This window comes from Agromyces sp. MMS24-K17 (assembly GCF_043950245.1).
Lineage (GTDB): Bacteria > Actinomycetota > Actinomycetes > Actinomycetales > Microbacteriaceae > Agromyces.
The window spans coordinates 1,698,888-1,713,544 of sequence record NZ_CP171640.1 but is presented as its reverse complement, the minus strand read 5'-3'; the positions used below and the strand labels follow the sequence as shown (position 1 = coordinate 1,713,544).

8 protein-coding genes are annotated in these 14,657 nt (G+C 71.0%); 4 read left to right on the top strand and 4 right to left on the bottom strand.

Translation table 11 applies throughout. The features are described from left to right. Window positions 1–40: 40 nt before the first annotated feature. Genes ACGGZK_RS07635 through ACGGZK_RS07620 form a run of 4 tightly spaced genes read right to left on the bottom strand, consistent with a single transcriptional unit; the run spans window position 41 to window position 4,275 of the window. Window positions 41–1,129, bottom strand: coding sequence for a glycosyltransferase family 4 protein (locus ACGGZK_RS07635; protein WP_395245675.1), 1,089 nt, complete (start codon window positions 1,127–1,129; stop codon window positions 41–43). Window positions 1,130–1,133: 4 nt separating this feature from the next. Beyond that, on the bottom strand, window positions 1,134–2,036 hold the full coding sequence (locus tag ACGGZK_RS07630; protein ID WP_395245674.1) for a hypothetical protein: 903 nt from the start codon (window positions 2,034–2,036) through the stop codon (window positions 1,134–1,136). After that, entirely contained in the window at window positions 2,033–3,139 is a 1,107-nt protein-coding gene (locus ACGGZK_RS07625; protein WP_395245673.1) for a Gfo/Idh/MocA family protein, read from the bottom strand. Before ACGGZK_RS07625 ends, ACGGZK_RS07630 begins: the two co-directional genes overlap by 4 nt. Then, window positions 3,136–4,275 (bottom strand): DUF1972 domain-containing protein, encoded by a 1,140-nt coding sequence (locus tag ACGGZK_RS07620; RefSeq protein ID WP_395245672.1) that lies wholly within the window; start codon window positions 4,273–4,275, stop codon window positions 3,136–3,138. The genes ACGGZK_RS07625 and ACGGZK_RS07620 overlap by 4 nt, the downstream gene beginning before the upstream one ends. Window positions 4,276–4,555: 280 nt before the next feature. Here ACGGZK_RS07620 and ACGGZK_RS07615 point away from each other — a divergent pair, with 280 nt between their 5' ends. The 4 genes from ACGGZK_RS07615 to ACGGZK_RS07600 all read left to right on the top strand — a co-directional run bounded on the left by ACGGZK_RS07615 (window position 4,556) and on the right by ACGGZK_RS07600 (window position 14,441). Further along, window positions 4,556–5,011, top strand: coding sequence for an adenylyltransferase/cytidyltransferase family protein (locus ACGGZK_RS07615; protein WP_395245671.1), 456 nt, complete (start codon window positions 4,556–4,558; stop codon window positions 5,009–5,011). A gap of 82 nt (window positions 5,012–5,093) precedes the next feature. After that, window positions 5,094–5,801: a hypothetical protein gene (locus tag ACGGZK_RS07610; RefSeq protein ID WP_395245670.1), complete on the top strand. Its 708-nt coding sequence runs from the start codon at window positions 5,094–5,096 to the stop codon at window positions 5,799–5,801. Between the two features lie 137 nt (window positions 5,802–5,938). Then, window positions 5,939–9,199, top strand: coding sequence for a LamG-like jellyroll fold domain-containing protein (locus ACGGZK_RS07605; RefSeq protein WP_395245669.1), 3,261 nt, complete (start codon window positions 5,939–5,941; stop codon window positions 9,197–9,199). Window positions 9,200–9,332: 133 nt separating this feature from the next. Next, window positions 9,333–14,441: a PKD domain-containing protein gene (locus tag ACGGZK_RS07600; RefSeq protein WP_395245668.1), complete on the top strand. Its 5,109-nt coding sequence runs from the start codon at window positions 9,333–9,335 to the stop codon at window positions 14,439–14,441. Window positions 14,442–14,657 lie beyond the last annotated feature (216 nt).

Genomic DNA, 14,657 nt, shown 5'->3' with positions numbered 1-14,657 from the left:
TCCGCGCGGAGGCGCGCGCCCGACCGCTCGGGAACCGCGCTCAGCGGGCTGCGGCCGCCGCTGACGGAGCCTCGAGCCGCGCGACGACCTCGGCCCGCATCGTGGCGACGCTCCGCGCCCAGGAATACCCCTGCTCCTCCGCCGACCGTCGCCCGTCCGCGGGCCGCGGGGGAAGCGACCGGAGGCCCTCCGCCACCGCCACGGGATCGCTCGGGTCGACGTAGACCGCCCGATCGCCGAGGATCTCGTGGAACACCGGGATGTCGCTGGCGAGGATCGGCGAGCCGAACTCGAGCGCCTCGAGCGTGGGCATCCCGAACCCCTCGTCGAGGCTGAGGAAGACGAGTCCGTCGGTATTGGCGTAGAGCCAGGCGAGCTCCTCGTCGTCCAGCCGACCCATCATCCGGACCGTGCCGTCGGCGACCGCCGCCTCGGCGGCCGACAGCGTGATGCCCCGGCCGCCGGGCTCCCCCACCACCAGCAGCGGCCGCAGCGGCGCCACGAGGCCCGATGCCACCGCCCCGATGATCGCCGTCTCGAGGTTCTTGCGCGCGTTGAGCCGGCCGACGCTCAGGTGGAATCGCGACACCTCCTCGATCCCGCGAGGACGACGCGGCGTCGCATCCCGCAGCCCGCGGCCGACCGCGAGCCCGACCGGCACGACCGGGCGGCTGCCGCTGTACCGGCGGATCCGCTCGGCCTCCGTCGCCGAGGAGGTGAACACGATGCGGCTGCGCCGGATCGTCGCCGGCATCAGGGCGAAGTAGCACCGCTCCGGGAAGGTGAACCACTCGGGCGAGGTGAGGAACATGAAGTCGTGGACGAACACCGCCGAGCGGCCGAACGCGGGGGTGAAGTTGTGCGTCAGGGTGAGGTCCGCACCGACGCGACGTGCGAGCCACGGGAGCTCGACGATCGCGCTCACGCCCTGCGGCGACAGTCGCGTGCCGACGAGTTCGATGCGCGCCGGCACGTCGGCGCGCACGACGTCGAGATCGCGGTTCCGCACCGCGAGGACCACCTCGTCCTCGGGGAACCGCGCCTCCCAGGCGAGCACGAACTCGCGCATGACCTGTCGGTTGGAGACGGGACCTTCCGCCCACCAGAACCCGTCGAAGAGGATGCGCATGCGCCTACGGTGCGTACTCGCGGACCAGCCGCACCGTCTGCTCGATGTGCGATCGGCTGGAGGCGCCGAACACGACGGACTCGATGTTCGGCTGGCTGAAGACCCACTCGATCGCCTCGCGCGCCGGGATGGCGCCGGACGCGAACACCGACATGGCGACCGCGCGGAACGGCCGCTCCTCGAGCGACGCCCGGTACGCCTCGATGCCGCCGGACATCCGGAACCCGAGCTTGTTGATGTTCGCGCACACGAGCGGCGTGTCGATCCCGGCCCGCTCGAGCACGGGCAGGAGCATCGGCAGGTTCATCGTGATGAATCCGGGCTCCGCGCCGTACTTCGAGCGCACGTGGTTCGCGAACATGGCGAACGCGTCCACGAAGCCCAACCCGAGCAGGAGGTCGCTCACGACGTTCTGCAGCCAGATCACCGGGGTGCGAGTGCCGCGGAACATGGCCATCTCCGCGTCCACCAGCAGGGTCACGAGCCCCTCGATGTCCTTGGTCGCGATGGACTTCCCGCCGCGCAGCATCGCGTTCATCGCCCCCTCCTCGGGGAGGAAGCGCTTGAGCGCTCCGAGCATGCCCAGTTCGGTGACCGCGTCCGCGTACTTGTGCGCGTACGGCATGCACGGCAGGAAGGCGAACTCGCGGTAGCGGTCGGGGTTGCCTCGGACGCGGTCGGCGATCTCGCCGATCCGGTCGTGCGTCGTGCACATGAAGGTCGTCACCCCCGCGTCGAGGGCGTCGTCGAGGACGGCCATGATGTCGTCCGCGTGCTGGAACCGCATGGACTGCGCCCGGGCCTTCTCCTCGGACATGTGGTTGACCCCGAAGAACTGGTTGTCCCCGAAGAGCACCCGGTCGAGCTTCTGCGATGCGGCCGGCAGGGTCGCCTGTTCGATGGTCACGATCGTCTCCCCAGCAGTCGGCGACGCGCTGGTCGCGGAGCGGTGGCCGTCGGCGCGGTCGGCGCCGTCGCGTCGAGCGTGCGCGGTTCGGCGACGGCATCGGCGGTCATCAGCTCGATGATCCGGTCGGTCACGCCCGCGCTCCCGAAGTCGTTGGTGGCCTCGAGGGTGCGATCCTCGATCCGCCGCACGAAGTGATCGAGCTGCGCGCTGTACTCCTCGCCGCGCAGGTAGAACCAGACGGGGTCGGTCAGCTCGGTCGTGTACTTGACGTTCCACCCCGGCTCGTAGCCGTCGATCGCCGGAGCCATGGAGCGCAGGTACGTCTGCACCTCCTGCCGGTCCGCCTGGATCCGGCCGGCGGTGCCCATGATCGTGATCCGGGTCGTCATCTTCCGGAACGACTCGTCCGACCAGTTCACCGAGACCTGCGCGCTCACCGAGTCGGGGAAGTAGATCGTGCTGAAGACCTCATCCTCGGTGTCGGCCGAGAACACGCTCCCGAGCACCGTGCCGCCCACGCCGACGGGCGCGCCGGCGTACCAGGTGAGCAGGTCGATCGGATGCGCGGCGTAGTCGTAGAGCGCGCCGCCGCCCTCGGTGCGCTGCGAGCGCCAGGTCGATCCCTTCTGGCGCAGGACCACCGGGCCGTACGCCTCGGCCTGCAGGTGCGTGACGCGGCCGATCGCACCGAGGTCGAGCAGTCGGCGGACCTCGCGGAACGCCCCGACGAAGCGGTTGTGGTACCCCACCTGCGTGACGAGCCCGCGCTCCTCCGCGAGCTTCGCGAGCGCTGCGGACTCCGTCGAGGTGAGGCAGAGCGGCTTCTCGCAGAAGACGTGCAGGCCCTGGTCCAGTGCCGCCCGCACCATGGGCCCGTGGAACCGGGTCGGGGTCGCGATGAGGACGGCGTCGAGCTCGACCGTGCCGAGCATCCGCTCGTAGTCCCCGAAGGTCGGGACGCCCGTGTACTTGCCGAGGACGTCGAGGATGTACGACGTCGAGTCGACGACGGCATCCACGGAGACGTCGGGGTGGGCGTTGATCATCGCGAGGTGCGAGAGCCCCATCTTGCCGAGTCCGACCACGCCGACCCTGATCATGCGTTCGCTCCAGTTCCGCTCGTCGTTCCCACGCCCGCGGGCCCGGTGCGGCTCACCGACGCGATGAGCTGCTCGTACTGTCCCGCGACGTGCTCCCAGGTGAACTCCGCCTCGTGCCGCGCCCGCGCGGCCGTCGCGAGCCGCGACCGCAGCTCGTCGGAGCCGAGGATCTCGTCGAGCTGCGTCGCCGCGGTCTCGACCGAGTCGAAGTAGCGGGCCCCCGCTCCCGCGACCCAACGGTTGTAGGGGTTGTCGTGCGCGAGGACGGCGTTGCCCGCGGCCATCGCCTCGACGAGCGAGGGATTGGTGCCCCCGACCGTGTGTCCGTGGAGGTAGGCGACGCCGTGGAAGCGGATCGCGGCGAGCGCGCCCGGGTCGTACACCGACCCGGGGAACAGCACCTCGTCGCTCGCGGCCTGCCGCACCGACCGGTGGTACGGGTCGTCGTCGGTGTACGTACCGAGCACCACGAGGCGGATGCCCCGCCGGCGGCGGGAGAAGGCCGTGACCAGTTCGAGGATCGAGTTCTCGGGGATCGGGCGGCAGACGAGGGTGACGTAGCCTCCGGGTTCGAGCCCGAGGGCCGCGACGGGCTCGGTCGGGGCACTGGTGACGGCGTTCGCGCCGTAGGTGATCGTGTGCAGCTTGCTGCGCCGGGCCTTCCTGGCGAGGTACTCCTCGATCACCGGGTGGTCGGCGATGAGCTCGTCGCCCACCCAGCAGGCGATCCGCTCGTTCACGTAGAGGATCGCCTGGCGCGTGAAGCCCCAGCGCGCGCGGGACCACTCGATGCCGTCCATGTTGATGACGTTGGGGATGCCCGCCAGCCGCTGCGCGATGTTGAAGACGGCGGTGTTGTAGCCGAACGTCAGGCAGGTGTCGCGGGAGCGCGTCGCGTGCCGGATCGATCGCAGGTCGAACAGCGAGGTGCCGAGCCATCCGTCGCGAGCGACCGGGATGGTGACCCGATCGATGCCGTTCCAGACGTCCTCGACCAGGGGGCCGTCGCCCGTGGCCTGGCAGTACACGACCGGCCTCCAGCCGTGGTCGCGCAGGTGGATCGCGACGTTCTCCGCGGCGGTCTCGAAGCCGCCGTAGGCGGCCGGGATGCCGTGCGTGCCGAGGATTCTCACCACCGGGCGAGGGTCGGCGGTCGACTTCACTGTCTGCACAAGGTCCCCTGTGTCCACTCGGGAAGGAGCGCGATCCCAGGACCCGCTCCGTGGATTCGCCGAGTCTAGGACTGGCTCGCCTCCGCCTCGCCCCCCAAAACGGAGGGGGCGCCGGACGCGGACCGCGTACCGCGTACCCCGAGATGGGGCTGCCGACCGCCTGGCCGAAGGTCTAGATTCGTCGCATTCCTCGAGGCGACGTCGCATCGAACGTTCTGAGCACCCGAATCAGGAGGCAAGGCGGATGTCGGTGAGAATCGGATACGCGGCCGGGGCGTTCGACCTCTTCCACATCGGACACCTCAACATCCTCAAGCACGCCCGGAGCGAGTGCGACCACCTCATCGCCGGCGTCGTGGGCGACGAACTGCTCGAGGTGCGGAAGGGTCGTCCGCCGGTCGTTCCACTCGCCGAGCGGATGGAGATCGTCCGCCATATCACCTTCGTCGACGAGGTGTACGCGGAGGTGCTCCCCGACAAGCTGGACATCTGGCGCGACCTCGGCTTCCACCGCTTCTTCAAGGGCGACGACTGGCGCGGCACCGCGGAGGGCCTCCGGCTCGAGCGCGAGTTCGCGGCAGTCGGCGTCGAGGTGGTCTACTTCCCGTACACCGTGCACACCTCGAGCACCGTGCTGCGGCAGGCGCTCGACGCCCTCCTCGGACCGCACGCCGTGGCGATCGACGAGATGGCCGAATGACCCGACGCGTCGCCCGTCGCCCTGCCCGGGCCGGCGCGAGATAGAGTTCCCTCCCCTGTTCCCCGACCCGACCGGAGCCGACATGGCCAACCGCGAGCGACCCCCTGCGATCGATCCCGACGACGCCGACGACGTCGGCGAGTTCGGCGAGGACCTGCGCGGAGGCGGCACCTGGCGCACCGTCGCCGTGGTCGGGGGCATCGTGCTGGTGATCGTCATCGCCCTCGTCGTCGCGATCTCGCTGTCCTCCGGCGGTTCCGAGCCCGAGGCGATTCCCGTCGCCACGAGCACGCCCGGGCCGTCCGATCCTCCGTCGACGACCGCGCCCGCCACGGAGGCCGCCCTCCCGGTCGTGCCGTCGGTCGCTCCCGGACCGATCGAGCAGCCGCCCCCTGCCGACCCCGTGCCGATCGACGCCACGGCCGAGATCGCCCCGTCGCTGACGGCCCGGATCAGCAAGATCGAGGCCGTCGAGGGCGAGGCGCAGGGTCCCGGCGAGGTCGCCGGGCCGGCGATCCGCATCACCGTCGAGATCGACAACGCCACGAACGCGGCGAGCTCGCTGGAGACCGCCGTCGTCACGACCTACTTCGGGTCGGCGATGACCCCGGCGTCCGAGCTCCGGGAGCCGGGCGGCAAGCCGTTCCCGTCCTCGGTCGCCGCGGGCGACCACGTCGAGGCGGTCTACGTCTTCGCGGTGCCGACGGACCAGCGCGACGACGTGACGATCATGGTCGACTACTCGCTCGACTACGCACCCCTGCAGTTCCACGGGGCCGTCCCGCGCTGACGGCCGGCCGCGGCCTCGGGAGCCGACCGCCCGTCCGCGGAGGGAACTGTTTACTCCCGGCCACGGCGAGATTAGGCTTCGAGCAAACCTCACCCTTACCTCCGAGGTCGACCCGACGCGACGGAACGAGGTGCCCCGTGCGTGAGTGGTCTGCATGGTCGTCGGTCGCCGCGGTCTCGGCAGCGGCAGCCCTGTTCGTCACGAGCCTGGTGGTCGCCGCACCGGCCCGCGCCGACACCGCCCCCGAGCCGGGCCTGCCGGCCACCGTGTCGTCGGACTCGCTCCCCACGGCCCAGATCAACGGCGTGGCCTGGGACCAGGCCATCGTCGGGGACACGGTCTTCGTCGGCGGGAACTTCACCGCGGCGAGGCCGGCGGGCTCCCCGCCCGGCTCGAACACCGTGGCCCGGACCCACCTCCTCTCGTACCGGCTCAGCACGGGGCAGCTCACGTCGTGGGCACCGACCCTCAACGGCCAGGTGCGCGCGATCGACGCCTCCCCGGACGGCAGCCGCCTCTACGTCGTGGGCGCCTTCACCTCGGTCAACGGCGCGGCGCGCACCCGCATCGTCGCGTTCGACACCGCCACGGGGGCCGTCGACACGAACTTCAACGCGTCCGCGAACGGCGAGGTGTACGCGGTGGCCGCCTCCTCCTCGACCGTGTTCTTCGCCGGCAGCCTCAGCTCGGCGGGCGGCGTCTCGCGCCCCGGCGGCGCTGCCGCCGCGAACGTCTCGAACGGCGCGACCACGAGCTGGGCCCCCGTGCTCAGCGGCGGTCGCGCGTACTCGATGGAGGTGTCCCCGGACGGCTCGAAGGTGGTCATCGGGGGCAGCTTCATGACGGCGAACGGCAGCTCGAACCCGGGCTTCGGCCTGGTCGGCGTGAACTCCACGACCGGATCGACGGTCTCGACGCCCGCGAACAACATCGTCAGGAACGCCGGCAACTCGGCCGCGATCTACGGGATGAGCTCCGACGCCGACAGCGTGTACGGATCCGGCTACGTCCTGCTCTCCTCCAGCGGCACCGGCAACACCGAGGGCACGTTCCGCATGGACTGGGCCACGCTCAACCTCATCTGGATGGCGGACTGCCGCGGCGACGAGTACGGCTCCGCCGCCCAGGGCGACGTCGTCTACATCGCCGGGCACACGCACCAGTGCGAATGGGTGGGGGACACGCCCGAGCAGTCGCCTCGGTACGAGCAACGCGCGAGGGCGTTCACGAAGGCCCCGTTCAGCGTGGTCCGCGAGAACATCAACTACGGCAAGCCGGCGACGCGCCCGCTCGCGTTCTACCCCGACATCAATGCCGGGAACTTCACCGGCCAGTTCCAGGGCCCGTGGACCGTGCAGGCGAACGCGGAGTACGTCGCCTACGCCGGCGAGTTCACGCAGGTGAACGGCGTCGGCCAGCAGGGCCTCTCGCGCTTCGCGCTGAGCTCGATCGCCCCGAACGACGACGGGCCGCGCCTGGGCGGATGGCAGGTGAGCGCCGTGCCGATGGGCTCGGGCAACGTCCGGGTGAGCTGGCCCTCCAACCACGATCGCGACAACGAGCGGCTGACCTACCAGGTCGTCCGCAACGGCAACACGGCCTCGCCGATCGCGACCATGACCGGCTTCTCGAGGTTCTGGGACCGCCCGACGATGACCTACGTCGACACCGGGCTCACGCCCGGGGCATCCGTCTCGTACCGGATCAGCGCGACCGACCCGTTCGGCAACGTCGCCTGGTCGCAGACCGTCTCGACGACGGCGGGCGCGAGCGGGACGCTCAGCACGTACGCCCGATCGGTGCTCGCGGACGGCCCGACCTGGTACTACCGCATGGGCGACCCCGCCGGATCGACGCTCGCGAACGCGGTCGGCCCCACCGCCGTCCTCGCGCAGACCCTCGAGACGACCGCCCAGGTTGACCTCAGCACCGGCTCGGGCGTCACCGAGGGCGTGGCCGGCGCCATCGTCGGCGACGCGAACACGGCGGCGAGGTTCGACGGCACGAACAACGGCCGCGCGGTGACCACGGCCCAGATGTGGCCGGACGACTCGATGACCGTGGAGGCCTGGTTCCGGACCACGTCGAGCAGTGGCAAGATCCTGGGCTTCGGCGACAACGGGTCCGCCACCGGCACCTCCTCCGCGCACAACCGGTCGCTGTACCTCAACGGCGGCCGCGTGTCGTGGACCGTGTTCGACACGCAGAACCGCACGCTGCAGAGCAACACCGGCTACAACGACGGCAATTGGCACCACGCGGTCGCGACGCTCGGGCCCGACGGCATGCGGCTCTACGTCGACGGACAGCAGGTCTCGTCGTTCGCCCCCACCATCTACGGGCGCAACTTCTACGGCTACTGGAAGGTCGGCGGGGATGCCACGCCCGGCGGGAACCAGAACTTCACGGGCGACCTCGACGAGGTGGCCGTCTACAAGTCCGTCCTGCCGGCGAACCGGGTCCTGGCGCACTTCCAGGCGCGGTCGGGCGGAACTCCCCCTCCCGTGAACCAGCCGCCGTCGGCGTCGTTCACCACGTCGGTGAACGGCATGACGGTCGGCGTCGACGCGAACGGCTCGGGCGACACGGACGGCACGATCGTCGACTACGCCTGGAGCTTCGGCGACGGAACCGGCGGTTCGGGGCTCACCTCCTCGCGGACGTACACCGCCCCCGGCCAGTACACGATCACGCTCACCGTGACCGACGACGACGGCGCCCAGGCCACGACCACCCGCCAGGTCGCCGTCGACGACGGCACCCCGCCCCCGCCGGGTGTCGTCGCGCAGGACGACTTCTCGCGAACCGCGTCGAACAGCTGGGGCACGGCGCCCGTGGGTGGCACCTGGGCCGTCAACGACCCTCCGGGCTTCCTGGTCGGCACCGGGGTCGGCACCACGGTGCACCAGCCCGGCAGCACGCGCCGCGCGACCCTCCCGATCACGCCGTCGACGTCGATCGACCTCGCGGTCCGGATCTCGATCGACAAGACCGCTGCGGGCGGACCGGCCACGGTCGGCGCCGTCGTCCGCCAGGTGGCGTCCTCGTTCTACCAGGCGCGCGTGCGGTTCCTCACGAACGGCGGGTGCAACCTGCAACTGAACGAGGGCAACACCGTGCTCGCCAACCTCGATCCGGTGCCCGGCGTCTCCTGCGCCGGAGGGCAGCAGCTCCAACTGCGGGTCCAGGCGACCGGCACGAGCCCGACCACCCTCCGCGCGAAGGTCTGGCAGGCCGGTTCGGCGGAGCCCGCGGCCTGGCAGGTGACCGCGACGTCCTCGAGCGGGGCGCTGCAGTCGGCCGGGATCGTCGGCGTGGAGGGCTACCTCTCCGGGGCGGCGAGCAACGCGCCGCTGTCGATCCGGTACGACGACTTCACGGCGACCACGATCCCGTAGCGCCGGCGCGCCCCGGCGAGGTGCCCCCCTGACTGGGGACTCCGGCGAACGTGTGGCCGCAGTACGTTGACGCCACACCCGTGGGGGGCGTGCCGCCGACGGCCCCACCCCCCGTCGACCGATTGAGGACACGATGGGTACAACCCGACCCGCGTCGTCGCGCCTGCGCCTCTTCGCCAGCGCCACGATCGCCGCCCTGTTCGCCTCCGGCCTGTCGCTCGCGACCCTGGCCGCTCCGGCCTCCGCCGACACGCTCCCATCGGATCCGTCCGTGCCGACCACCGTGTCCACCGACCCGCTCCCGGCACCGCAGATCAACGGCGTGGTCTGGGACCAGGAGATCGTCGGCGACACGGTCTACGTCGCCGGCGACTTCACGAAGGCGCGCCCGAGCGGCGTGGCCGCGGGCGTCAACGAGGTGGACCGCAGCTACCTGCTCGCGTACAACGTCACGACGGGCGAGCTGCTCCCGTGGGCTCCGACCGTCAACGCGCAGGTCCGGGTCCTCGCATCCTCGCCCGACGGAACCCGGCTCTACGCCGGCGGCGACTTCACGCTGGTGAACGGCGACACGCGCAACCGCATCGTCGCGTTCGACACCGCGACCGGCGCCGTCGCGACCGCCTTCGCGGTCGGCGCCAACAACCGCGTCTACGCCATGGATGCCACGAACTCCACGGTGTACTTCAGCGGCCACTTCACCTCGGTGAGCAGCAACGCCCGACCGGGGTTCTCCGCGGCGGCCGCCGCGTCGAACGGTGCCGTGCTCCCCTGGGCGCCGGTCCTCGACGGCGGCCGCGCCTACGCGCTCGTGGTCTCGCCCGACGAGACGAGGGTCGCGATCGGCGGCGACTTCACGACCATGAACGGATCGGACCGGCCCGGGTTCGGCCTCGGGGCGGTCGATGCGACGACCGGGGCGAGCATCGTGCCGTTCGCCCTGAACGACGCCGTGCGCAACGGCGGCCTCGCCGCCGCGATCTACAGCCTCGACGGCGACGGCGACAGCCTCTACGGCACGGGGTACGTGTTCCGGAGCGACTCCGGCAGCGGCAACCTCGAGGGCACCTTCCGCGCGAACTGGGACGGCCAGATCGTCTGGGTCGCCGACTGCCACGGCGACTCGTACTCGGTCGCGGCCGCCGGCGACGCCATCCACGTCGCCAGCCACTCCCACTACTGCGGCAACCTCGGCGGCTTCCCGCAGACCGACCCGCAGGACTTCCAGCGCGCGATGGCCTTCTCGAAGGCCGCCACGGGAACGAACGCGGCCGACATCTACGGCTACCCCAGCTGGACCGGAACGGCCGCGCCGGCCGAGCTCAACTGGTACCCGTCGATGGACGCGGGCACCTACACCGGCCAGGGCCAGGGCCCGTGGAGCGTCGACGCCGACAGTCGCTACGTCGTCTACGGCGGAGAGTTCCAGAACGTCAACAACAAGCCGTTCCAGGGCCTGGTCCGCTACGCGGTGCGCGCCATCGCGCCGAACGCGGACGGCCCGCGTCTCACGGGCGACAACTTCAACCCGAGCCTCGCGTCGCCCGCGCCCGGCGTCGTGACCGCCAGCTGGCTCGCGAACTGGGACCGCGACAACGAGACGCTGACCTACCAGGTCATCCGCGACGGCAAGACGGCGAGCCCGGTGCACGTCACGCAGCAGAAGTCGCGGTACTGGGACCGCCCGACCATGACCTTCGTCGACACCGGGCTGACCCCGGGCCAGACGTACACCTACCGGCTGCGGGCCATCGACCCCCTCGGCAACAGCGCCTGGGGCTCCACCCTCTCGATCACGGCCGCGGGTTCCGGCACGCAGAGCACCTACGCGAGCACGGTGATGGAGGACCAGCCGACGTACTACTGGCGCCTCGGCAACGCCTCCGGTTCGGTCGCGACCGACACCGTCGCGCGCGCGAACGCGAACCGCCTCAGCGGCGTGACGTGGGGCCAGGCCGGCGCGATCGTCGGCGATCCGAACACGGCCGCCGGATTCAACGGCACGAGCACCGGTCGCGTCATCTCGCAGGAGAAGGTCTGGCGCGACAACACCTTCGCCGTCGAGGCCTGGTTCAAGACCTCGTCGACGGCGGGCGGCAAGATCGTCGGCTTCGGCTCCTCGGCCACCGGGGACTCGTCCACCTACGACCGCCACGTGTACATGAACACGTCGGGACGCATCCTCTTCGGCGTCCAGCCGAACTCGCAGCAGGTGCTCCAGTCGGCGAAGGCCTACAACGACAACCAATGGCACCACGTCGTGGCGACGCTCGGCGGGGACGGCATGCAGCTGTACGTCGACGGCCGTCGCGTCGGCGTGAACCCGGATGTCACGTCCGCCCGGCAGTACTGGGGCTACTGGCGCATGGGCGGTGACAACACCTGGTCCGGCGGCAAGAACTTCGTCGGCAGCATCGACGAGGTCGCGGTCTACCCCGCTCCGCTCACGTCCGGCCAGGTGCTCGAGCACTACACCGCCTCCGGGCGCACGCCGGCCGCGGTCCCTCCCGCACCGACCGACGCGTACGGCGCAGCCGTCTACGCCGCCGACCCCGTCCTGTTCTGGCGGCTCGGGGAGGCGAGCGGAGCCACGGCGAACGACTCGGGCATGCAGGGCATGGCCGGCGGGTTCGTCGGCACCTACACGCGCGGCGCTGCCGGCGCCCTCGTCGGCGTCTCCGACCCGGCGACGAAGTTCACGCAGGGCTTCGTGGCGGGCGCGACGCAGGTGGCCAGCCCGAACATCTACTCGACCGAGGCGTGGTTCAAGACGAGCACGACCCGAGGCGGCAAGATCACCGGGTTCGGCGACAGCAGGACGGGCCTGTCCGGCAGCACGGCCAACGACCGGCACGTCTACATGCAGGACAACGGACGGCTCGTGTTCGGCGTCCGCAACGGCGGCGTGAACACCATGGTCACCACCTCGCAGTCGTTCAACGACGACCAGTGGCACCACGTCGTCGCGACGCAGAACTCCGGCGGCATGAAGCTCTACGTCGACGGCGAGCTCGCCGGCACCAACCCGCTCGCCACCGGCCAGTCGTACAACGGGTACTGGCGGGCAGGCGGCGACCGGACCTGGGGGTCGACCAGCTCGTACCTCGACGGCACCATCGACGAGTTCGCGGTGTACCCGGTGGCGCTCTCCGCCTCCACGATCCGCCAGCACTTCCAGATCGGCCGCGACATCGTGCCGAACGCGCTGCCGACGGCGGCCTTCACGGCCACGACCGTGGACCGCACGACGACGTTCGACGCGAGCGGTTCGGCGGACAGCGACGGCACCATCGCCTCGTACGCCTGGGACTTCGGCGACGGCCAGACCGGCACGGGAGCGAACCCCGTCCACGAGTACGCGACCGCCGGATCGTTCACCGCGACGCTCACGGTGACCGACGACGAGGGCGGCACCGGCACGATCTCCCACTCGATCGTCACGGTCAACCCGAACGTGCCGCCGACCGCGGCCTTCACGGCGACGGTGAGCTTCCAGTCCGTCCAGTTCGACGCGTCCGGTTCGGCGGACCCGGACGGCGCCATCACGGACTACGCGTGGAACTTCGGGGACGGCAAGACCGGGACCGGTGCCACGGTGTCGCACCTGTACGGCGCGGCGGGCACCTACGACGTCACCCTCACGGTGACCGACAACCGCGGCGGCGTCACGACGAAGACGACGCAGGTCACCGCGGTCGCCTCGCCCGTCTCGATCGAGCTCGCCCGCGACGAGTTCGAGCGAACCGCGGCCGGCGGCTGGGGCACGGCGGACGCCGGCGGGGCCTGGGCGGTCACGAGCGCGCCGAACTCGTCGGTGTCGGGCGGCACCGCGAAGTTCGTCCACGCGGCGAACGCCACCCGCAAGGCGACACTCGACGCGATCAACGCCAACGACCTCACGGTCACCGGCGACTTCGCCGTCGACAAGGCGGTCGTGGGCGGGAGCGCGTACGCCGGGCTCAACGTCCGGCAGGTGGGCACCGACTTCTACCAGGCGCGGCTCCGGTTCCAGGCCGGCGGCGTGCTCGCCCTCCAGTTCATGCAGGGCGACTCCACCCTCATCGCGAACGCCAACCTGCCGCTGACCTACACGGCGGGCCAGGCGATCAGCCTCAAGGTGCGCATCAGCGGGACGTCGCCGACGACCCTCCAGGCCAAGGCATGGGCGGCCGGAACGCCCGAGCCCGGCACGTGGTCGCTCACCGCGAGTTCCTCGGCGACGGGCCTCCAGTCGGCCGGCAAGGTCGGGGTCGTCGGCTACGTGTCGAGCGCCGTCACGAGCGTGCCGCTGACGCTGTCGCTCGACCACTACCGGGTCGCCACGGGCGACGGGAACGTGCCCCCGCCGAACGTGGCACCGACGGCGAACTTCACGAGCACGGTGACCGACCTGGCAGTGCAGTTCGACGGGAGCGGCTCGACCGACTCCGACGGGACGGTCACGGGCTACGCCTGGGACTTCGGCGACGGGCAGACCGGATCCGGCGCGACCGCCTCGCACACCTACGCGGCGGAGGGCGACTACACGGTGAAGCTCACGGTGACCGATGACGACGGCGCGACGGCGGTCAGGACGGCCACGGTGACGGCGACCGCACCGCCCATCCCCGAGCCCGCCGTGATCGCCTCCGACGACTTCTCGCGCACGGTTGCGGCCGGCTGGGGCTCCGCGACGATCGGCGGCGCGTGGCAGTCGACGGTGAACTCCAGCTACACCGTGGACGGGACCCGCGCTGCGTTCGTGCACGCCACGGCCGGGACGACGCGGCGAGCGCTGCTGCCCGCGGTCAGCGTCACCGGCTCGGTGACGCAGGTCGCCGTGACCGTCGACAAGGACGTCGCCGTCGGGCAGACGGTCGCGGGCATCGTCGGCCGCCAGGTGGGCACCGACTTCTACCAGGGACGGATCCGGCTCCAGCCCGGCGGATCGGTCGGGCTGCAGCTGATGCGCGGGTCCTCCACGATCCTCTCGAACACGACGATCAGCGGCGTGACGTTCGCCGCGGGCGACACCCTGCTCATCAAGGTGAGCGTGTCCGGCACGAACCCGACGACGATCTCCGGGAAGATCTGGAAGGCCGGCACAGCCGAACCCCTGGCCTGGCAGGCCACCACCACGGATGCCACGGCGGCGATGCAGGCGGCCGGTTCGGTCGGCCTCGAGAGCTACATCTCGGCCTCGGCGACCAACGTCCCGATCACCGTGCGATTCGACGACTTCATCAGCCGAGAGGCGCAGTGACGAGCCTCTGAACCATCCCCCGATTCGCCTCCGCGCACCCATCCGGGTGGGCGGCGGCGGTCGTGACCGGGGCTCGCCGCTGCCGGCGAAGAACCCCGGAATTGCGCGGGAGTTGACCCCTGAATGGGGCGATTCGGCGCGAGCGCCGCAGACGTATTCTGGCGCGAACCAGGGGTGCCCCCCGCATCCCTGCATAGCAGAACGAATGAGGATCCC

Coding starts and splice junctions, on each gene's coding strand:
- ACGGZK_RS07600 (WP_395245668.1), top strand. CDS start 9,333: ATGGGTACAACCCGACCCGCGTCGTCGCGCCTGCGCCTCTTCGCCAGC.
- ACGGZK_RS07610 (WP_395245670.1), top strand. CDS start 5,094: ATGGCCAACCGCGAGCGACCCCCTGCGATCGATCCCGACGACGCCGAC.
- ACGGZK_RS07625 (WP_395245673.1), bottom strand. CDS start 3,139: ATGATCAGGGTCGGCGTGGTCGGACTCGGCAAGATGGGGCTCTCGCAC.
- ACGGZK_RS07635 (WP_395245675.1), bottom strand. CDS start 1,129: ATGCGCATCCTCTTCGACGGGTTCTGGTGGGCGGAAGGTCCCGTCTCC.
- ACGGZK_RS07615 (WP_395245671.1), top strand. CDS start 4,556: ATGTCGGTGAGAATCGGATACGCGGCCGGGGCGTTCGACCTCTTCCAC.